Consider the following 21,336-nt stretch of genomic DNA (forward strand, 5'->3'; position numbering starts at 1 on the left):
GCCAGTCCGGGGTATAAATCAATTTGGCACTGGCTTATCAAGCACCCTGTTGAGTTCTCAAAGAACAACCACACACCGCCCGGAAACCCCACACCGTGGAGCCCCCGACCCGGGGCATTTCGTTCACCGCACCCGCCGCTTCCCGCGCCGGGCACTTTTACTACGTTACCCGGTGGTTTCCGCCGTGTCAAACCGCTTCGTAGCGATCCGCACCACTTCAATCCCATTTCCGGGCATCCCGACGGCGTCGGCTCTCGCCGACGGTCTTCGGGAAGTTCGGCAGACCGGCCGCTTCACGGTTTCCCGCGAGCCGCCCGGTTCCCTGCCGGCCGTGAACCCTACCCGGCCGGTTCCGCCTCGCCAAATCCGCCTCGCGACGGATCCGGGGCACCGCCCGTATCGGCCCCGGTGGGAGAACCCCCACCCGGACCGATGGTCCCACCGCGCTCCGGCCTGGCCAGGATTTTCACCCTGTTCGTCCGTTCCGCGCTGGCAGAGAGAAAGTTACGCCCGCCCGACAAGATCGTCAAATCCGGGGGGCGAGTGCCGCGTCACACCGTCCCGTCGGCGGCCAGGGCGGCGGCCGTCGCCTGGTCGAGCGCACCGTCGGCGACGACGACCCGGTGCCGCCCGGTGCGACTCGTACCCGCGGTGATCACCCTGGGCCGGTCGAAGGCGAACGCCACGCAGACCCCCGGGTACATCGCGGTACGGACGAACCAGCGGTCGCCCTCCGCGAGCCCCGCCAGCACGAGCGTGTACGCGGCCCCGTCCGGTCCGGTGCCGGCGAAGGCCAGCCACGGCGCGGCGCTGCCGTTGACCGCGTCCTCCCCCTCGGCGGTGGCGGTGTACACCCGCGCGGGTGTCGCGCTGGCCGCTCGCCAGAAGAAGCCCCCGTAGCCGGCGCCGCCCGGGCGTCCGTTGGTCGCCGGGCTGCCCAGGGTGACGTCCCGGTCGGCGGGGGCGGTCAGCGTGTACCCGACGTCGAGGGCCCAGGCCCGCTCGCCGACCCGCTGCGCGGCCAGCTCCCGCCGCTCGGTGAGCAGCACCGCCGCGTCCCGGTCGCGCCACTCCAACCGGTGCGCCAGCCGTTGCGGGTCGCGGGTCTCCCAGCGGGTGTGCGCGATCCGGCCGTGGTCGTCGCGCCACGTGTAGCCGGTGTCGCGCACGTAGGTGCGCCCACCCCAGAGGTTGGTGCCGTCGACGTCCTGCACGGCCAGGGACACGCCGAGGTGCCAGACGTGGTCGGCCGGGAACGCGTCGGTGACCACCGTCCCGCCCAGGGTCCGCACCGGGTGCAGGTACGGGCGGGGACCGTGCCGGGGGTCGATCGCCGGATCGACGACGTACCGGGCCACCGGCACGTCCTCGACGCTGAGCTGCCGGTCGTTCTCGGTCAGGCCGGCCCGGCGGTCCTCGCCCGTCACGACTGTCCCACCGGGGCGGGCACGGCCCGCCGCGCGACGGCGTGCAGCGCGGCGACCACGTATCCGGCGAGGATGGGCAGCGCGACCGGGATGACCAGGACGGCGAGCAGCGCGGCGACGGCGCCGACCCCGCCGGCGGCCGCCCAGGTGCCCGGGCGGGCGCGGCAGGCGTCGGCGGCGACGCCGGCGGCCTCCCGCCAGCCGCGGCCACCGCGGCGGCCGACCTCCACCACCACCAGCGCGGCGTACCCGGCCAGGGCGGCGGCCACCACGACGGTGACCAGGAGCAGCGGTGCCCCGCCGGGGACCCGGCCGCCGGCCAGCGCGGCGACGTTCACGGCGAGCAGCCCGAAGGCGGCGACCGTCAGCACGCTCACCCCGACGCCGGGCAGCAGGGCGCGGCCGTACCGGGTCAGGTTCTCCCGCGCGGAGGGCCAGGACCCGACGGTGTACCGGTCGTGCACCGCCGCGCTCGCGGCGGCCACGGCCGCCGCCGCGGTGACCACCGGCAGCGCCGCCAGGGTCAGGACGATGCCGAGCACGGCCAGGTCCGTGGCGTCGGTGAGCACGTCCCGCCAGTCGCGGCGGGCCGGCCCGTCCTCCCGGTCCGGCCCGTCGTCGCGGTGCGGCCTCATCCCTTGAGTCCGCTGGTGTTGATGCCCTCCACCAGCATCCGCTGGAAGGCCACGAAGAACAGGAACACCGGCAGCAGCGAGAGCACCGACATGGCGAACATCGGGCCGACGGCGCTCTGGCTCGTCGAGTCGATGAACAGCGTCAGCGCCACCGGCACCGTGTAGTCCTCGAGGTCGGAGAGGAAGACGAGCTGGCGGAAGAAGTCGTTCCAGGTCCAGATGAACGAGAAGATCGCCGTGGTGACCAGCGCCGGGCGGCTCAGCGGCAGGATCACGTGCCGGAAGATGCCGAAGGCGTTCGCACCGTCGATCTTGGCGGCCTCGTCGAGTTCGCGCGGGATGCCCCGCATGAACTGCACCATCAGGAACACGAAGAACGCCTCGGTGGCCAGGAACTGCGGGATCAGCAGCGGCAGGTACGGCCAGTCGCCGCCCACCAGGCCCAGGCTGCGGAACAGGATGTACTGCGGCACGATCAGCACGTGCCCGGGCAGCAGGAGCGTCCCGATCATCACGGCGAACCAGACGCCGCGCAGCCGGAACCGCAGCCGCGCGAAGGCGTACGCGGCGAGCAGGCAGGAGACGCCGTTGCCGATCACGGTCAGCAGGCTGACCATCGCGCTGTTGAGGAAGAACCGGCCGAAGCTGAAGTCGAAGTTCGTCCAGCCGTCGGCGTAGTTGCCGGGGGTGAACTCGTTCGGCAGCAGGCCGATGTTGTTGACGATCTCCTCCTGGCTCTTCAGGGACGTACCGATCATCCAGAAGAGCGGGTAGAGCACGACCGCGACGATCGCGATCAGGATGAGCAGGCGCACGGCCTGCCCGCCGCCGCTGGCCCGGCGCGGACCGCGCGGGCCGGTCGTCGCCGGGGCTGCCGTCGGGGTTGCCGTCGCCGTCACCGGTCCTCCCCGTCCGAGTAGTGCACCCAGAACCGCCCGGTGCTGAAGAAGATCGCGGTGATGATCGCGATGGCGAGCAGGAAGACCCAGGCCATCGCGGAGGCGTAGCCCATCTCCAGGTTGGTGAAGCCGGTGATGTAGAGGTTCAGCGTGTACATCAGGGTGGAGTCGACCGGGCCGCCGGTGCCGTTGCTGAGCACGAACGCGGCGGTGAAGCCCTGGAAGCCGTTGATGGTCTCCAGCACCAGGTTGAAGAAGATCACCGGCGAGAGCATCGGCAGGGTGACGGCGACGAACTGCCGCCACTTGCCGGCGCCGTCGACGGAGGCCGCCTCGTAGAGCTCGGTGGGCACCTGCTTGAGGCCGGCCAGGAAGATCACCATGGGCGCGCCGAACTGCCAGATGGCGAGCACCATCAGGGTCTCCAGCGCCCAGTCCGGGTCGTTGACCCACGGCTTGCCCTCGATGCCGAAGACGCCCAGCAGCGAGTTGAACGCGCCCTCGCGGTTGAACATGTTCACCCAGACGATGGCCAGCGCGACGCTGCCGCCGAGCAGCGACGGCAGGTAGAACAGGCCGCGGAACAGCCCGACGCCGCGCCAGGCGCGGTTGAGCAGCAGGGCCACCCCGAGTGCGGCCGCCAGCTTCAGCGGCACGGCGATCAGGGCGAAGGTGAGCGTCACCCGCACCGAGTGCCAGTACGACGGGTCGGCGGTGAACATCCGCTCGTAGTTGGCGAGCCCGACCCACTCCACCTCGGAGAAGGGGGTGAGGATGTCGTAGTTGGTGAAGCTCAGGTAGAGCGACAGGAGCATGGGTATCGCCGTGACGGCCAGCAGGCCGAGCAGCCAGGGCGACAGGAAGACGTAGCCGGCCAGACCGTCCCCGTGCCGGGCCCGCCCGGCCCCGCGCCTGCCGGCGGGGGTCGGGACGGATCCGGTACGTCGTCGGGTCGGGTCGGGCGCCGTGGTCAGAGCCACGAGCCGATTCCTCTCGGTAGCGTCAGGGTCAGGCGATGGCGGACTTGCAGGCGGCGATGAACTGCTCCGCCGCCTGGGCGGAGCTGATCCGGCCGTACTGGGCGTTCTCGGCGGCCTTGATCAGCTCGGAGCGGACCTTGCTGTGCCCCTTGAGCGGGACCTGCGGCGCCTCGCCGAACTTCTGGGCCAGGTCGGACTCGACCTGGATCGACTGCTTCATCGCCGGGTCGGTGACGTCGTCGCTGACCACGCGGCGCAGGTCCAGGTTCGACGGCAGGCCCCGGTCGGTGCCGAGGATCTTGACCGCCTCGGGGTCGTTGGCCAGGAAGTTGATCACGTCGACCGCGACGTCCTTGTGCTTGCTGCCCTTGAACACGGACCAGTACATGGAGGCGCGGGCCCACTGGGCGCTCGGGTCGCCGGGGTAGGCGATGACGCCCAGCTCGTCCTTGGTGTTCTTCTTCAGCTCCGGCATCTGGTTGACCCAGACCCAGCTGGTGCCGGCCTTGCCGGTGACCACGAGCTGCTTGGTGATGTCGGTGGCGTTGCCCTCGTGGATGACGTCGGGGGTCGGGGTGGCGCCCCGGTCCCGGGCCCCCTTCCACAGGTCGAACCACTTCGTCACGTCCTCGGCGGTGAAGCCGAGTTCCTTGCCCTTGTAGAGGTCCTTGCCCTGCTGGCGCAGCCACACCCAGAACGCCTTGTAGTCGGCGCTCGGGTCCTGGGTGCCGGGCACCTTGGTCTTCTTCGCCACCAGCTCGGCCCAGGCGATGTGCTCCTCCCAGGTCATCCCGGTGGTCGGCTCGGGCAGGCCGTTCTTGGTCAGCAGCGTCTTGTTGTAGACCAGGCCCTGGGTGTTCTCCCCCGCGGCCACACCGGCGAGCTTGCCGTCGACCACGCCGTACTGCCAGAGGCTCTTGGGGAACTTCGACACGTCGAGGTCGCCGGAGTCCTTGTAGGACGTCAGGTCGAGGGTGGTGCTGCGCGAGGCGTACTCGGCCAGGTAGTTGTCGTCGATCTGGAAGAGGTCCGGCGGGTTGCCGCCGGCGGTGAGGGTGGCCAGCTTGTCGAAGTAGCCCTGGTTGGCCTGCCAGGTCTTCTCGAAGGTGACGTTCGGGTGCTTCTTGGTGTAGAGGGCGAGGGCCTCCTCGGTCAGCTTCGCCCGGGCCTCACCGCCCCACCAGAAGACCGAGAGCTTGACCGGGGCGTTCGGGTCGTTGCTGGCCTCCTCGTCGCCGCCGCAACCGGCGGCACCGAGGACCAGGGGCAGGGCGACGACCGCGGCGAGCATGCCGCGGATCAACCGCCGTCGGCGGACGGGGGTACGGTGAACGGGCACGGCCTGCGTGCCAGTGGTGGGGGGCGTTGCGGGGTGCATGTGCGCTCACTCCTTGGCGTTAGGAGGCGACGACGCCACCGGTGGCCGCGGTCGGGCGACCCGGGCCCGCAAGGCGATGCGGGCCCGGGACGACCAACTCGGCGTCGGGACGGTTCCGACCGTCCGCCGGCGCGGCGGCGGTCGAGTCGCGGATGACCAGTTCGGTCTGGAGCATTACCTGTGCGGTGGTACGACGGTCGTCGCTCGTGACACCCCGACCGCCGCGTGAGCCACGGGCGGCGACGGTGTCGTGTTGCAGGAGCATGTCGACGGCCGTCCGGCCGGCGGCCGCGTTGGGCGTGGCCACCGTCGTCAACTTGGGCCGGGTGAGCCGGCTCAGGGCAATGTCGTCGATGCCGACGACGCTCACGTCCTGCGGGACGCGCATCCCGACGGCGTCGAGCCCTTCGATCAGGCCGATCGCCATCAGGTCGTTGTAGGCGAGGACCGCCGTGGCCTCGCTGCGGCGGACCATCTCGGCGAGGGCCGCGCCGCCGGTCTCGGTGGGCTGGTTGGGCCCGAGCACGGTGAACTCGGCGCCGCCGGCCCGCGCCGCGACGCCGGCCGCCCGGCGGATCTCCCGGCTGGTCCACGAGCCACGCGGCCCGCTGAGCAGCGCGATCCGTCGGTGGCCGAGGCCGAGCAGGTGCTCGATGGCCGACCGGGCGCCCTGCCCGACGTCCATGGTCACGCACGGCAGGCCGGCGACCTGCCGGTTTATCACCACCAGCGGCACCTCGCGGCTGAGCTGTTCGATCATGCTGTTGCTCATCCGCGGGCTGCACAGCAGCACCCCGTCCACCTGCTTGGCCAGCGCGTGGACCAGCTCCTCCTCGGCGATCGGGTCCTCGTTGGTGTCGGCCACGAACACGTGGTAGTCGCGCTGGCGGGCCTGGCTCTCCGCCGCCTTGATCAGCGGCGGAAAGAACGGGTTGGCGATGTCCGCGATGATCAGGCCGATGTTGTGGGTGCGGCCCGTGATCAGGGCGCGGGCGGCGCGGTTGGGCCGGTAGCCGAGCTCCTCGGCGCAGGCCAGCACCCGGCCCCGGGTCTCCGGGTTGACCAGGTGCGGGGCCGAGAACGTGCGGGAGACCGTGGAGATGTGCACGCCGGAGGCCCGGGCGACGTCTCGGATGGTGGCTGGCACGGCGGGGCCCTTCGTCCAGTGTGGCTGGGGTCACGTCAGGTGTCGCCAATTAATGCAAACGGTTGTGCCGGTGTCAACGGGCGATGGTTACAGATGCGTTTCGGCCACGCTCCCACCATGTGCTCAAATGCGTATCAAATCGGATCTATGCCGCCGGTTTGGCATCGATCGTTGACGCCGCCGCGCGCCTCGTGGTTATTTCGCTGCAAACCTTTGCAGCAACACGGGAGGCGGTCGACATGTCGTCCAGCACCGGTCAGCGGGTCCGACACGCCCTCGTGGGCACCGGGTCCCGGGCCGAGATGTTCGTCCGGGCGCTGGTGCGCGACCACGCCGACACCGCCGAGCTCGTCGCGTTCGCCGACGTCAACCAGGCCCGCATGGACGCCCACAACCGGTGGCTCGGCGAGCTGGGGCACCCGCCGGTGCCGACGTACCGGGCCGACGAGCTGGCCGCCATGCTCGCCAAGGAGCGCGTCGACGTGCTGGTGGTCACCAGCGTGGACGACACCCACGCCGCGCACATCGACACGGCGCTGCGCGCCGGCTGCGACGTCATCACCGAGAAGCCGATGACCGTCGACGCCGCCGGCTGCCGGCAGATCCTCGACGCGGTCGCCGACACCGGCCGGCAGGTGCGGGTGGCGTTCAACTACCGCTACAACCCGCTGCACGAGAAGCTGCGCGAGCTGCTCGCCGGCGGCGCCGTCGGCGAGGTCGGCTCGGTGCACTTCGAGTGGCTGCTCGACGTGCGGCACGGCGCCGACTACTTCCGCCGCTGGCACCGCGACAAGGCGCACTCCGGCGGGCTGATGGTGCACAAGGCCGGACACCACTTCGACCTGGTCAACTGGTGGCTGGACGCCACCCCCGTCGAGGTGTACGCCACCGGCCGGCTCTTCTTCTACGGCGAGGCCGGCCGCCGGCACGGCTACGCCCGCGACTACGACCGGGCGCACGGCTCCCCCGCCGCCGCCGACGACCCGTTCGCGCTGCGGCTCGACGCGCACCCGAAACTGCGCGAGCTCTACCTCGACGCCGAGGCCGAGGACGGCTACCAGCGCGACCGCAACGTCTTCGCCCCGGGCGTGGACATCGAGGACGACATGGCGGTGCTGGCCCGCTACTCCACCGGCGCGACGATGACCTACCACCTCACCGCGTACGCCCCCTACGAGGGCTACCGGGTGATGGTCAACGGCAGCCGGGGCCGGCTGGAGCTGGAGGTCGTGGAGAGCGACCACGTCAGCCCGGCGTCCGCCGGCGCGCTGAAGGGCGCGGCGCTGCACGGCGACGAGGCCGCCGCCGAGGCCGGCTCCGCCACGCTGACCCTGCGGCCGTTCTGGGCGCCGCCGCAGGTCGTACCCGTGACCGGGCACACCCGCTCCGGGCACGGCGGCGCCGACGCCCGGATGGCCCGGGTCCTCATCGGCGGCGAACCGGACCCGATGGGGCGGGCGGCGACCGCCCGCGACGGCGCCCTCGCCCTGCTCACCGGGCTGGCCGCGAACCGGTCCTTCACCACCGGCGCCCCGGTCCGGGTCGCCGACCTGCTCGACCTCTCCTGAGCCACGAACACCCTCCGAGGAGCCCCACCCGTGCCCACGACCGACCTGCTCTTCCCCGCCGACCCCGCGCAGCGCGCGGTGGCCCGTCGGCTGTACGCGCTGGCCGCGCCCCAGCCGATCATCTCCCCGCACGGGCACGTCGACCCGGCGATCCTGGCCGAGGACCGCCCCTTCCCGGACCCGGCGCGGCTGCTCATCGTGCCCGACCACTACCTCACCCGGATGCTGCTCAGCCAGGGCGTCCCCCCGGCCGACCTGGGCGTGCCCACCGTCGACGGCAGCCCCACGGAGCCCGACGGGCGCACCATCTGGCGACGCTTCGCCGCGCACTGGCACCTGTTCCGGGGCACCCCCTCCCGCCTCTGGCTGGAGCAGACCTTCCGCGACGTGTTCGGGGTGCACACCCCGCTCTCCCCGGCCACCGCCGACGCCGTCTACGACGAGCTCGCGGCCCGGCTCGCCGAGCCGGAGTTCCGGCCCCGGGCGCTGTTCGAGCGGTTCGGCATCGAGGTGCTCGCCACCACCGAGTCGCCGCTGGACGACCTCGGGCAGCACGCCAAGCTCGCCGCCGACGGCTGGGGCGGGCCGGGCGGCCGGGTGATCACCACGTTCCGGCCGGACAACGTGGCCGACATGGAGTTCGACGGCTGGGCGGACAACGTCGCGCGGCTCGGCGAGATCACCGGCGAGGACACCGGCACGTACGCCGGCTACCTGGCGGCGCTGCGCCAGCGGCGGGCGGCCTTCATCGCGGCCGGCGCCACCTGCACCGACCACGGCCACCCGACGGCGCGCACGCTGGCACTGGGCGCGGACGAGGCGGCGCGACTCTACGACAAGGGCCTGCGCGGGGTCGCCGACGCGGCCGACGCGGAGACGTTCCGGGCGCACATGCTGCTGGAGTTCGCCCGGATGTCGCTGGACGACGGCCTCGTCATGCAGCTGCACCCCGGCGCGGTGCGCAACCACAACCGCTGGCTGTACGCGCGGCACGGCCGTGACGTCGGCGGCGACCTGCCGCAGGCCACCGAGTACCTGCACGCGCTGACCCCGCTGCTGGACGCGTACGGCAACGACCCGCGGCTGCGGGTGGTGCTCTACACCCTCGACGAGTACACCTTCAGCCGGGAACTCGCGCCGCTGGCGGGCGGGTACGCCGCCCTGTACCTCGGCGCGCCGTGGTGGTTCCTGGACTCGCCGGAGGTGCTGCGCCGCTTCCGCGAGTCGGTCACCGAGTCCGCGGGCTTCTACAACACCGCCGGGTTCGTCGACGACACCCGCGCGTTCTGCTCCATCCCGGTACGCCACGACGTGGCCCGTCGGGTCGACGCCGCCTACCTGGCCCGGCTGGTCACCGAGCACCGCCTCGGCGAGGACGAGGCCGCCGAGACCATCGTCGACCTGGCGTACCGGCTCCCGAAGAAGGTCTTCAAGATCGGAGAGAATGTCCTGTGAGTGTCACCGTCACCGCCGTCGACGTGCACGACGTGCGGTTCCCGACCGCCGCCGCCGGCGACGGATCGGACGCGATCAACCGGGGCGACTACTCGGCCAGCTACGTCGAGCTGCGCACCGACGCCGGCGTCACCGGGGCCGGGTTCACCTTCACCAACGGTCGCGGCAACGAGCTGACCTGCGCGGCGATCCAGGCCCTCGCCCACCACGTGCGGGGCCGCACCGTCGAGGAGATCTTCGCCGACCCGGTGGCGTTCTGGCGCTCGCTCAGCGCCGACGTGCAGCTGCGCTGGCTGGGCCCGGAGAAGGGGGTCATCCACATGGCCACCGGCGCGCTGGTCAACGCGGTCTGGGATCTGCGGGCCAAGCTGGCCGGCAAGCCGATGTGGCAACTGCTCGCCGAGCTGCCCACCGAGGAGCTGGTGGCCAGCATCGACTTCCACCACATCACCGACGCCATCACCCCGGACGAGGCGGCGGCCATCCTCGACAAGGGGCTCATCGGGCTGGACGAGCGCCGCGCCGGGCTGGAGCGCGACGGGTTCCCCTCGTACACCACCTCGGTGGGGTGGCTGGGCTACCCCGACGACAAGGTCCGGGCGCTGACCCGGCAGGCGTACGCCGACGGGTGGCGGGCGATGAAGATGAAGGTCGGCGGGCCGCCCGCCGACGACCTGCGGCGGGCGCGGATCATCCGGGAGGAGATCGGGCCGGACGCGCTGCTGATGATGGACGCCAACCAGGTCTGGGACGTCGACGAGGCGATCACCAACATGGCCGCGCTGGCGGAGGTGGACCCGTACTGGATCGAGGAGCCGACGCACGCCGACGACATCCTCGGGCACGCCCGGATCGCGCGGGCGGTGACCGGGCTGACCGACGGCCGGTGCCGGGTCGCCACCGGTGAGGTGGCCGCCAACCGGGTCATCTTCAAGCAGCTGCTCCAGGCCGAGGCGATCGGCGTGATGCAGATCGACGCCTGCCGGGTCGGCGGCGTCAACGAGGTCCTCGCCGAGATCCTGATGGCGGCGAAGTTCGGGGTGCCGATCTGCCCGCACTCCGGCGGCGTGGGCCTGTGCGAGTACGTCCAGCACCTGGCCGTCTTCGACTACCTGCGGGTCGGCACCAGCCTCGACGGCCGGATGGTGGAGTACGTCGACCACCTGCACGAGCACTTCGTCGACCCGGTGCGCACCCGCGAGGGTCGCTACCTGCTGCCGCAGGCGCCCGGCTACAGCTCCACCATGAAGCCGGAGTCGATCGCCGAGTTCCGCTTCCCGGACGGGCCGGTGTGGCGGTGAGCGTCGGCGCCGCCCGGCTCGGTCTCGGGACGCTGCGTCGGCTGCCGACGGACAGCCGCCCGCTGCTGCGCCCGGGCAGCGTGCCGGCGGGGATCGTCCACCTCGGGTTGGGCGCGTTCCACCGCGCCCACCAGGCGGTGTACACCGAGGAGGCCATGGCGCGGGCCGGAGGCGACTGGGGCATCGTCGGCGTGGCGCCACGCAACCCCGACGTGGTGACGACGCTGGCCGCGCAGGACAACCTGTTCAGCGTCACCAGCACCAGCGCCGAGGGGTGCCACACCCGGGTCGTCGGCGCGCTGGCCGGGACGCGGCACGCCGCGGGTGACCCCGCCGCCGTGGTGGCGCTGCTGGCCGACCCGGCGATCCGGGTGGTCACTCTCACCGTGACGGAGAAGGCGTACCAGCTCGACCCGGTGACCGGCCGGCTGCGGCCGGACCCGGAGGTCGCCGCCGACCTGCGCACCGACCGGGCGCCGGTCACCGTCCCGGGCCTGCTGCTGCGCGGGCTGCTCGCCCGGGCCGCCGCGCAGGGCCCCCCGCTGGCCCTGGTCAGCTGCGACAACCTGCCCGCGAACGGCCGCCGGCTGCGCGGCCTGGTCGAGCAGTCGGTGGCGTACGCGGGGGTGCCGGAGCCGCTGGCCGGCTGGGTGCGGGAGTGCGTCAGTTTCCCCGGCACCATGGTCGACCGGATCGTGCCGGCCAGCACGGCGCAGACCCTCGCCGACGCCGAGCGGGCCCTGGGGGTGACCGACCTGGCGGCGGTGGTCGCCGAGCCGTACCGGCAGTGGGTGATCGAGGACGACTTCCCGGGCGGCCGACCGGCCTGGGAGCGGGCCGGCGCGGTGCTCACCGCCGACGCCGGGCCCTGGGAGCGGCTGAAGCTGCGTGCCCTCAACGGCGTGCACTCGGCCGCCGCCTACCTGGGCGCGCTGGCCGGCCGGGAGACCATCGCCGACGCGCTGACCCTGCCGCACCTGACCACGGTGCTGCGTCACCTGGTCGCCGAGGACGTGGCGGCCAGCTTCGACCCGCCCGAGGGCGTCTCGGTCGTCGCGTACGGCGAGGAGGTGCTGACCCGGTTCGCCAACCCGGCGATCCACCACCGCACCCTCCAGGTGGCCATGGACGGCTCGCAGAAGCTGCCGCAGCGGATCCTGCACACCATCGCCGACCTGCGGGCCGGGGGACGGTCGGCGCACTGGGCCACGCTGGTGGTGGCCGCCTGGCTGCGCTTCGCGCAGGGCCACGCCGACGACGGCAGCCTCCTGCCGCTGGCCGATCCGCTCGCCGAGAAGATCCGCGCGGCGCTCGCCGCCGGCCCCGGGACCCCGGCGGGGGCGGTCGACGCGGTGTTCGCGCTGCGCGAGGTCTTCCCCGCCGAGGTCGCCGAGGACGACGACGTACGCGCCGAGGTGACCGGGTGGCTGACCGCCCTGCAACGGCACGGGGTGGCCGCGACGCTGGCGGGCGCCCGGTGACGGCCGCCGCGGGGGCGACGCCGGGAGGGGCCGACGCCGTGCCGAGGGTCGCGGTCGCCGGGGCCAACGGGCACGGGCGCTGGCACCGGCGGGTCATCGCCCCGCTGCACGCCGCCGGGCGACTGCGGCTGGTCGCCCTGGTCGACGTACGCCCGGTCGAGGACGACCCGGCGGCGCCGGTGCCGGACGGCACCGAGGTGCACACCGACCACCGGGAGATGCTGCGGGCGGCGCGGCCGGACGTGGTGGTGGTCTGCACCCCGCCGCACACCCACCTGCCGATCGCCCTGGACGTGCTCGCCGCGGGCGCCGACCTGCTGCTGGAGAAGCCCCCGGTGCTGTCCACCGCCGAGCACCGGGAGCTGGCCGACGCCCTCGCCGCGACGGGCCGGGCGTGCCAGGTGGGCTTCCAGGCGCTCGGCTCGGCGGCGCTGACGGAGCTGACCGACGCGGTGCGGGCCGGGCGGCTCGGTACCGTCACCGGCATCGCGACCGTGGCGGCCTGGCAGCGCTCCGACGCCTACTACGCGCGGGCGCCGTGGGCCGGGCGGCGCACGTTGCACGGCCGGCCGGTGCTGGACGGCGCCCTGGCCAACCCGCTGGCGCATGCGGTCATGCAGTGCCTGGCGGTCGCCGAGGCCGCCGGGGAGGGGCCGGTGGTGCCCGCGCGGATCGAGGTGGAGCGCTACCGGGTCCGGCCGATCGAGGTGGACGACACGGCGACCCTGCGGGTGTCGTCCCGCTCGGGACCGCCGATCGTCGCGGCGGTGACCCTGGCCGGGGAGGACTTCGTCGCCGGGGAGGTGATCGTGACCGGCACCGCCGGCCGGGCCGTGCTGGAGTACCCGACCGACCGGTTGCTGCTGCCCGGCGACGCCGCCGCGCGCGAGGTGCCGGGCCGGCGCGGGCTGCTGGAGAACCTCCTCGACCACCGGGCCGACCCGGCGGTGCCGCTGATCGCGCCCCTGGCGCGCACCGCCGGGTTCACCGCGGTTCTGGAGGCGGTCACGACCGCGCCCGAGCCGGCGCCGCTGGGCGGCGACCTCGTCACCGCCACGGGCGACGGCCCGCAGCGGGTGCTGACCGTGCGCGGGATCAACCGGCTGCTGCGCCGGGCGGCCGACGAGGGGGCGCTGCTGTCGGAGCTGGCGGTGCCGTGGGCGGTGGCGCCGCACCGCACGGACCTGACCGGGCAGGAGGGGGCCGCAACGCACTGCAACTGAACCGCCCGCCTGACGCGGGTCCATATCGGATATAGCGGCGTCATCCCGACCGAGGGCGGTCGGGACGATACCGGACGATTTGATCAATTGCAACACTTCTGCACACGTTTGTCATTGACTCGCATAAATCGCGAAACCTACCGTTGCCACATATCAAACAGGCGACGAACAGGTGGTCCGATAGATGTGGAAGCAGACACTGGGCGCGGCGACGATCGCCGTCGCGCTCGCGGCGACATCCGGGAGCGCGGCGGCGGCCCCGGCCCCGGACGGCGCGGCCGCTCCGGCTCCGGGCGGCGCGGCCGCCACGGCCGGCGGGCTCTCCTGGGCCGCCCGGCACCTCGGCCGGCAGGCGCTGCCGGCCGGGGACGGCTGGGCGGCTGAGGGGACCGGCACCACCGGCGGCGCGGCGGCGACGCCGGAGCAGGTGCACGTCGTCTCCAGCCGGGCCGAGCTGGTCGCGGCCCTCGGCGGCGACAACGCCACCAACCGGGGCAACGCCACCCCGAAGATCATCTACGTCGGCGGCGTGGTCGACGGCTTCGAGGGTCCCGACGGCAGCACGCTCGACTGCGCCGACCTGGCCGACCCGGAGTACTCGCTGCCGGCGTACCTCGCGGCGTACGACCCGGCGGTCTGGGGCCGGGTGGCGCCGAGCGGGCCGCTGGAGGCGGCGCGGGTGCGCTCGGTGACGAACCAGACCCGGCAGACCCAGATCAACGTCGGCCCGAACACCACCATCGTCGGCCTGCGCGACGCGCGGCTGACCGGCCTGACGCTGATGCTCGACGGCGCGCACAACACGATCGTGCGGAACCTGACGTTCGACGACGCCCGGGACTGCTTCCCCGCCTGGTCCCCCACCGACGGCGCCGCCGGCAACTGGAACTCCCAGTACGACCAGATCTCGGTGCGCCGCAGCGAGCACGTCTGGATCGACCACAACTCCTTCACCGACGGCGACAACCCGGACAGCGGCCAGCCGGTGCACCTCGGCCGGCCGTACCAGGTGCACGACGGGTCGGTGGACGTCACGCACACCGCGAGCCTGGTGACCGTCTCGTACAACCGGTTCGTCGGGCGGGACAAGGTCATGCTGATCGGCTCGTCCAACACCGTCGGCCCGGACGTCGGGCGGCTGAAGGTGAGCCTGCACCACAACCTCTTCGACGGGGTGCTCCAGCGGCTGCCCCGGGTGCGCTTCGGCCAGGTCGACGTGTGGAACAACCACTACCGGCTGGCCGGCGACGGGTTCGAGTACGCGATCGGCGTCGGGGTGCAGTCCGCCGTGGTCGCCGAGAACAACTTCTTCAGCCTCGCCGCCGGCGTCGTGGCCGACGACCTGCTCTATGACTGGGGCGGCACCGCCGTCACCACCCGGGGCAACTGGGTCCGCGCCGCCGGGGACCGGGCCCGCCCGGTCGACCTGGTGGGCGCGTACAACGCGGCGCACGAGCCGGACCTGGCCCCGGACGCCGGCTGGACGCCGACCCTTCGACGCGGCCCCGTGCTGCCGGCACCCGCGGTGCCGGTGGTCGTGGGGGCGCTGGCCGGCGCGGACCGGCTGCCCCTGTAGGACGCCGGCCGCCGCGCCGTCCCGCGCGGTGGCCGGACGGCCGGTGGGCCGCCGCGTCCGGCGCTCAGCGCGGCGGCCCACCGGTGCCCACCCCACCACCAGGAGGTCCACCATGAACCGGACACCCCGTCCCCGGACGCGCACACCGAGACTGCTCGGCGCGGCGCTCACCGCCGGCGCCCTGGCCGTCGGCACGGTGCTCGCGACCACCTCGTCGGCGCACGCCGACACCCTGCTCAGCGACACGTTCTCCGACGGCGCGGCCGACGGGTGGTCCCGCTCCGGCGGGAGCTGGTCGGTGGTGACCGACGGCTCGTACGCCTACCGGCAGTCCGGCACCAGCAGCGACGCCCGCGCCCTGGCCGGCGCCGGCACCTGGACCGACTACGGGGTGCAGGCCCGGGTCCGCCCGACGGGCTTCGGCGGGGCGAACCGCCACGTCGGGGTGATCGCCCGGGCGCAGAGCAGCAGCAGCTACTACGCGCTGGTGGCGACCGCGAGCGGCGGGGTGCAGCTGATCCGCCGCTCCGGCGGCGACCCGGTGTCGCTGGCCTCCGCCCCCGCCGGGATCACCGTCGGCAGCTGGGCGACGCTGCGGCTGGAGGCGGTCGGCAGCTCGTTGCGCGGCTACGTCGACGGCACGCTGCGGGTGCAGGCCACCGACGGGGCGTTCGCCGCCGGGCGGGTCGGCCTGGCCACCTCGTACGCCAGCGCCACCTTCGACGACGTCGAGGTGGACACGGCCACCGGCGCGCCACCCACCGGCACGCCGACCGCCGGGCCCTCCCTGCCGCCGACCGGGCCGCCGATCGACCCGGGCGCCCCGCCGGTCGGCTTCGCCTCGGTCAACGCGCTAGGCCAGAACGGCACCACCGGCGGGGCGGGCGGCCCGACCGTCACCGTGGACACGGCCGCGGAACTCCTCGCCGCGATCGGCACGGCCGGCCCGTTGAACGTGCGCGTGGACGGGATGATCGCGCTGCCCGGCCCGATGCACGACGTCACCTCGGACAAGACGATCGTCGGCGTCGGCGCGAACTCCGGCATCACCGGCGGCGGGCTGAACATCGGCCTGCCGGTCAGCAACGTGACCAGCCCGCCGGCGAACGCCGTGCACAACGTGATCATCCGGAACCTGAACTTCCGCAACACCGTCGACGACGCGATCAACGTGCAGATGTTCTCGCACCACGTCTGGATCGACCACAACGACCTGGCGTACGGCTACGACGGGCTGATCGACGTCAAGCGCGGGTCCAGCTACGTCACCGTGTCCTGGAACCACACCCACCACCACACGAAGAACATGCTGCTCGGCCACGACGACGGCAACGCCGCGCAGGACGTCGGCAACCTGAAGGTCACCTACCACCACAACTGGTTCGACCGCACGCCGCAGCGCAACCCCCGGGTCCGCTACGGCGACCCCGTGCACGTGTTCAACAACTACTTCGTCTACAACACCGACGTGGGGGTGGCCTGCCAGCTCGACTCCGGCTGCGTGGTCGAGGGCAACTACTTCGAGGACGTCGAGGTGCCCTGGTCGATCAGCTACGCCGGGGACCGGGGCCGGATGATCGCCCGGGACAACGTGCTCGCCGGCACCAGTGAGCCCGGCGACGCGGGGGGCACCGTCCAGGAGCCGCGCACGTTCTACCCGTACACCCTGACCGAGCCGGCCACCGTGAAGTCCGTCGTCACGGCCGGTGCCGGCACCGGCAAACTCCCCTACTGACCACGCCCGCGCGGGCCGTCGGACCCGGTCGGCGCCGGGTACCGGCCCGGCGGCCCGCGGCGCACCACACCCTAAGAGATCGATGTTCGTCGATCATTTGATCACCACCAGGGAGGTCCCGTGCACAACTCCGACACTCGTCGGCGGAGGCATCGCCGAGGGTTCCTCACCGCGATCGGGGCCGCGCTCCTCGCGGCCACCCTCGCCGTCGGCGTGGCCGCCACGGCCTACGCCGACACGCTCTTCTCCGACGACTTCTCCGACGGCAACTCGTCCGGCTGGACGGCCTCCGGCGGAAGCTGGTCGGTGACCGGCGACAGCGCGCGGGCGCTGCGCCAGAGCAGCACCAGCAGCGACGGCCGTTCGCTGGCCGGCACATCGAGCTGGACGGACTACTCGGTCCAGGCGACCGTCCGGCCGACCGCGTTCAACGGGTCGAACCGGTTCGTCGCGCTGCTCGCCCGGGTGCAGAGCAGCACCAGCTACTACTACCTGGCGCTGCGCAGCAACAACACCGTCGAGCTCAAGCGGCTGAGCGGCGGCTCCTCCGCCACGCTGGACACCGCGTCCGTGCCGGTCGCCGCCGGCACGACCTACACGCTGCGGCTGGACGTCGTCGGCGGTTCACTCAAGGGCTACGTCGACGGCACCCTGCGCACCGAGGCGACCGACAGCGCGTACGCCAGCGGCCGGATCGGCGTGGCGACCTTCTACGCCAGCGCCGACTTCGACAACGTGCGGGTCGACTCGGGCGGCGCCGGCCCCTCCCCGACGCCGACCAGCCCGACGCCCACGCCGACCGGCGACCCGGGCAACCCCGGTTCCAACGTGGCCGACGGCTGGGCCTCGGTCGACGCGTGGGGCCAGAACGGCACCACGGGCGGCGCCGGCGGACCGACCGTCACGGTCACGACCGCAAGCCAGTTCATCACCGAGGCGGCCTCCAGCGGCCCGAAGGTAATCCAGGTCAACGGGATGATCGCGCTGCCCGGCCCCATGCACGAGGTCACCTCGGACAAGACGATCGTCGGCGTCGGCGCCAACTCCGGGTTCACCGGCGGCGGCCTCAACATCGGCCTGCCGATCGACAACGCGGTCACCGCGCCGCCGGCCAACGCCGTGCACAACGTGATCATCCGGAACCTGAACTTCCGGAACTGGGCGGACGACGCGATCAACGTGCAGATGTTCACCCACCACGTCTGGATCGACCACAACACCTGGACCACCGGGACGGACGGCGGCGTCGACATCAAGCGCGGCTCGTCGTACGTGACGGTCTCCTACAACCACGCCGACGGCACCGACAAGAACATGCTGCTCGGCCACGACGACGGCAACGCCGCCCAGGACACCGGCCGGCTGAAGGTCACCTACCACCACAACTTCTTCGACAACACCAACCAGCGCAACCCGCGCGTGCGCTTCGGCGACCAGGTGCACGTGTTCAACAACTACTACCTGAACACCGGCAACTACGGCGTCGCGTCGACCGAGAACGCCGGCGTCATCGTCGAGGGCAACCACTTCGAGAACGTCGACGACCCGTACCACCTGGCGGAGGGCTCCTCCGGCGACGGCCGGCTGGTCGCGCGCAACAACTGCCTGGTCAACTCCGGCGCCGGGCAGACCGGCGGCAGCGTGAGCAACCCGCCGTACGCGTACACCGTGGGCACGGCCTGCGACATGAAGGCCCTGGTCACCGCGCAGGCCGGGGTCGGCCGGGTCGGCCTGCCCGGCAACCCGACCACCCCGCCGCCCAGCACCCCGGCGCCGAGCACCCCGGCGCCGACCCCGACGCCGACCTTGCCGCCGGCCGGGGACCTGGTCGGCTGGGCCACCCAGAACGGCGGCACCACCGGCGGGGCCGGCGGCCAGACCGTCACCGTCTCCGACGGCCAGGCGCTCGCCGACGCCCTGGAGTCCTCGTCGCCGCTGGTCATCCGGGTCACCGGGTCGCTGACCATGCCCGACACGATGAACGACGTCCGCAGCAACAAGACCGTGCTCGGCGTGGGCGCCGCGACGCTGGACAACGGGCTGAACATCAGCGGCGCGAGCAACGTCATCGTCCGCAACCTCACCTTCCGGGGCTGGGACGACGACGCGATCAACGTGCAGGGCTCGCGCAACGTCTGGATCGACCACAACACGTTCGACGGCGGCTACGACGGCGCGGTCGACGTCAAGCGGGCCTCCGACTTCGTGACCGTCTCGTGGAACCGGGTCACCAACCACACCAAGAGCATGCTGCTCGGCCACGACGACGGGCACACGGCCGACATCGGCCACCTGCGGGTCACCTACCACCACAACTGGTTCGACGGGAGCAAGGAGCGCCACCCGCGCGTCCGGTTCGGTGACCCGGTGCACGTGTTCAACAACTACTACTACGGCGCGGACTACGGCGTGGCGTCCACGATGGGGGCCGGGGTGCTGGTCGAGGGCAACCACTTCGAGAACGTGACCCGCCCCACCGCCGTCGGCTACGCCGAGTCGGGCCCGGGCGATCTGGTCCAGCGCAACAACATCTTCACCAACTCCGGCGCGCCGGAGAGCGCCGGGGACGTCGCCCCCATTCCCTACCCGTACCGGCTCGACGACGCGAGCGGCGTCAAGGCGGCCGTGACCGCCGGGGCCGGCGCCGGCCGGATCAACCCCTGAGACGACCCCGGGGAGTGGCGGTCGGGCCGACCGCCACCCCCCGGGGCGCGCAGCCCGCCGGGGCCCGGGCGGGCTGCAACAGACCTGCACGTGCCGGGGCATTGACCGTTCTCTTCGCGGAAACATAATCTGAGGCCCACGCGGGGAAGCGCTTTCCAAGCAGCTGACCTCCCCGTCGAGCCTCGCCGGATCCGGGCGTCCGACGCGCGGGCCGGCGGGTACCGGTCCCGGTCGCACCACGTACCGTCCCGGCCCTCCCCTCGGGCCACGGACCGCGGACCGCCACACCGAACCCCTTGCGAGGAGAAGAACATCGTGCACCTCAGACGCACTCACCGACGGGCCCTGGCGGCGGCCTTCACCGCCGGGGCGACCGCCGCCGTGCTGGCCGCCGGCATGGGCTCGTCGGCCTCCGCCGCCGCCGTCTTCTCGGACGACTTCAACGACGGCGACGCCAGCGGATGGTCGAAGTCGGGCGGCACCTGGTCGGTGGTCACCGACGGCTCCGGCGTGTTCCAGCAGTCCAACGCGGGCAGCGAGCTGACCCGGCAGTTCGCCGGCCAGACGAGCTGGACCGACTACCAGGTCCAGGCGCGGGTCAAGCCGCTGTCGTTCGGCTCGTCGAGCGGCCTGGTGGGCCTGGCCGCCCGCTCGGCCAGCAGCACGAAGATGTACCGGCTGGCCCTGCTCGGCTCAGGCCGGGCCGAGTTGCAGGCGGTCAACGGCAGCCAGATCACCTCGCTCGGCTCGGCCTCCGTGGGGGCCGCCGCCGGCAGCTGGTACACGCTGCGCATCGAGACCGCCGGCAGCACCGTCCGGGGCTTCGTCAACGGCACGCAGGTCGGCTCCGGCACCAGCGGCCTGGCCTCCGCCGGCCGGATCGGGCTGGTCACCTCGTACGCCAGCGCCAGCTTCGACGACGTGGCGGTGGACACCTCCGGCGGGTCCACCCCGACCACGCCGCCGTCGACCACCGCGCCGCCGACCACGCCCCCACCGACCACTCCGCCGCCCACCACGCCGCCGCCCACCACGCCGCCGCCGACGAACCCGCCCGCGAACTGGCCCACGCCGACGGCCAACGTCAAGGTCGACGCCACCATCGACGTCCCGGTCAGCCTCGACGGCGGGCTCAAGCGCTACTACGGCATCGGCGACGGCGGGCAGGGCGAGAGCCAGGACCCGATGTTCGTGCTCGCCCCCGGGGCCACCCTGCGCAACGTGATCATCGGCGCCCCGGCCGGCGACGGCGTGCACTGCGAGGGCAACTGCACTCTGATCAACGTCTGGTGGGAGGACGTCGGCGAGGACGCCGCGACCTTCCGGGGCGGCACCACGTACACGGTGGACGGTGGCGGGGCGCGCTCCGCCAGCGACAAGGTGTTCCAGCACAACGGCTCGGGCACCGTGTACATCCGCAACTTCCGGGTGGAGAGCTCCGGCAAGCTCTACCGGGCCTGCGGCAACTGCTCCACCTCGTACCAGCGGCACGTGGTGATGGACAACGTCACCGCGACCTCGACGAAGATGCTGGCCGGCATCAACACGAACTGGGGCGACACCGCCCGGTTCAGCCGGATCACCATCCTCAACGACCCGAACCGCACGACCCGGATCTGCGTGAAGTACAAGGGCGTGCCGAAGGGCAGCGAGCCGAGCGAGATCGGTGAGGGCGCCGACGGCACCAACTGCCTCTACTCGGCGTCGGACATCACCTGGCGATAGCCCCTACCAGGGCGACGGCGGCCCCGCGGACCACCCGGTCCCGCGGGGCCGTCGCGTGGGGTCACCCTTTTCGCGGGGGCGTGCGACCGCGACGGTAGCGTGGCGCCACAGCACGGCCCGTGGGGCGGATCTCCCCGCCGGC

The 21,336-nt window shown here is 72.7% G+C and carries 15 protein-coding genes; 9 read left to right on the forward strand and 6 right to left on the reverse strand.

Annotated elements, in window-relative coordinates; translation table 11 throughout:
• Window positions 1–551: 551 nt before the first annotated feature.
• From ACLQ22_RS23900 to ACLQ22_RS23925, 6 genes are all read right to left on the reverse strand, one after another.
• On the reverse strand, window positions 552–1,427 hold the full coding sequence (locus tag ACLQ22_RS23900; RefSeq protein ID WP_425694284.1) for a PmoA family protein: 876 nt from the start codon (window positions 1,425–1,427) through the stop codon (window positions 552–554).
• Entirely contained in the window at window positions 1,424–2,062 is a 639-nt protein-coding gene (locus ACLQ22_RS23905; protein WP_425694285.1) for a hypothetical protein, read from the reverse strand. The genes ACLQ22_RS23900 and ACLQ22_RS23905 overlap by 4 nt, the downstream gene beginning before the upstream one ends.
• A complete protein-coding gene (locus ACLQ22_RS23910; protein ID WP_121401494.1) occupies window positions 2,059–2,820 on the reverse strand; it encodes a carbohydrate ABC transporter permease in 762 nt (253 codons plus the stop codon). Before ACLQ22_RS23910 ends, ACLQ22_RS23905 begins: the two co-directional genes overlap by 4 nt.
• A gap of 137 nt (window positions 2,821–2,957) precedes the next feature.
• Window positions 2,958–3,941 (reverse strand): carbohydrate ABC transporter permease, encoded by a 984-nt coding sequence (locus tag ACLQ22_RS23915; RefSeq protein ID WP_366643784.1) that lies wholly within the window; start codon window positions 3,939–3,941, stop codon window positions 2,958–2,960.
• Window positions 3,942–3,969: 28 nt separating this feature from the next.
• A complete protein-coding gene (locus ACLQ22_RS23920; protein WP_425694286.1) occupies window positions 3,970–5,319 on the reverse strand; it encodes an ABC transporter substrate-binding protein in 1,350 nt (449 codons plus the stop codon).
• Window positions 5,320–5,338: 19 nt separating this feature from the next.
• On the reverse strand, window positions 5,339–6,466 hold the full coding sequence (locus tag ACLQ22_RS23925; protein ID WP_121401425.1) for a LacI family DNA-binding transcriptional regulator: 1,128 nt from the start codon (window positions 6,464–6,466) through the stop codon (window positions 5,339–5,341).
• A 239-nt stretch (window positions 6,467–6,705) separates the two neighbouring features.
• On the opposite strand from ACLQ22_RS23925, the gene ACLQ22_RS23930 reads away from it, so the two are divergent.
• The 9 genes from ACLQ22_RS23930 (at window position 6,706) to ACLQ22_RS23970 (ending at window position 21,194) form a co-directional block, all read left to right on the forward strand.
• Entirely contained in the window at window positions 6,706–8,034 is a 1,329-nt protein-coding gene (locus ACLQ22_RS23930; RefSeq protein WP_121401424.1) for a Gfo/Idh/MocA family protein, read from the forward strand.
• Between the two features lie 30 nt (window positions 8,035–8,064).
• Complete coding sequence (gene uxaC, locus ACLQ22_RS23935) at window positions 8,065–9,489, forward strand: glucuronate isomerase (protein ID WP_425694287.1); 1,425 nt, start codon at window positions 8,065–8,067, stop codon at window positions 9,487–9,489.
• Entirely contained in the window at window positions 9,486–10,790 is a 1,305-nt protein-coding gene (locus ACLQ22_RS23940; RefSeq protein ID WP_425694288.1) for an enolase C-terminal domain-like protein, read from the forward strand. The genes uxaC and ACLQ22_RS23940 overlap by 4 nt, the downstream gene beginning before the upstream one ends.
• Window positions 10,781–12,271 carry a mannitol dehydrogenase family protein gene (locus ACLQ22_RS23945; protein ID WP_425694289.1) on the forward strand — a complete coding sequence of 497 codons (1,491 nt, stop codon included), beginning with the start codon at window positions 10,781–10,783 and terminating at the stop codon, window positions 12,269–12,271. Before ACLQ22_RS23940 ends, ACLQ22_RS23945 begins: the two co-directional genes overlap by 10 nt.
• Window positions 12,272–12,309: 38 nt before the next feature.
• Window positions 12,310–13,494: a Gfo/Idh/MocA family protein gene (locus ACLQ22_RS23950; RefSeq protein WP_425694290.1), complete on the forward strand. Its 1,185-nt coding sequence runs from the start codon at window positions 12,310–12,312 to the stop codon at window positions 13,492–13,494.
• 184 nt (window positions 13,495–13,678) lie between these two features.
• Window positions 13,679–15,070: a pectate lyase family protein gene (locus tag ACLQ22_RS23955; RefSeq protein ID WP_425694291.1), complete on the forward strand. Its 1,392-nt coding sequence runs from the start codon at window positions 13,679–13,681 to the stop codon at window positions 15,068–15,070.
• A 112-nt stretch (window positions 15,071–15,182) separates the two neighbouring features.
• Window positions 15,183–16,805 carry a pectate lyase family protein gene (locus ACLQ22_RS23960; protein ID WP_425694292.1) on the forward strand — a complete coding sequence of 541 codons (1,623 nt, stop codon included), beginning with the start codon at window positions 15,183–15,185 and terminating at the stop codon, window positions 16,803–16,805.
• Window positions 16,806–16,925: 120 nt separating this feature from the next.
• A complete protein-coding gene (locus ACLQ22_RS23965; RefSeq protein WP_425694293.1) occupies window positions 16,926–19,469 on the forward strand; it encodes a pectate lyase family protein in 2,544 nt (847 codons plus the stop codon).
• 315 nt (window positions 19,470–19,784) lie between these two features.
• Window positions 19,785–21,194, forward strand: coding sequence for a pectate lyase (locus ACLQ22_RS23970; RefSeq protein ID WP_425694294.1), 1,410 nt, complete (start codon window positions 19,785–19,787; stop codon window positions 21,192–21,194).
• Window positions 21,195–21,336: the final 142 nt, after the last annotated feature.

It is taken from the genome of Micromonospora sp. DT178, assembly GCF_049841695.1.
In the GTDB taxonomy this organism is placed as follows: Bacteria; Actinomycetota; Actinomycetes; order Mycobacteriales; family Micromonosporaceae; genus Micromonospora.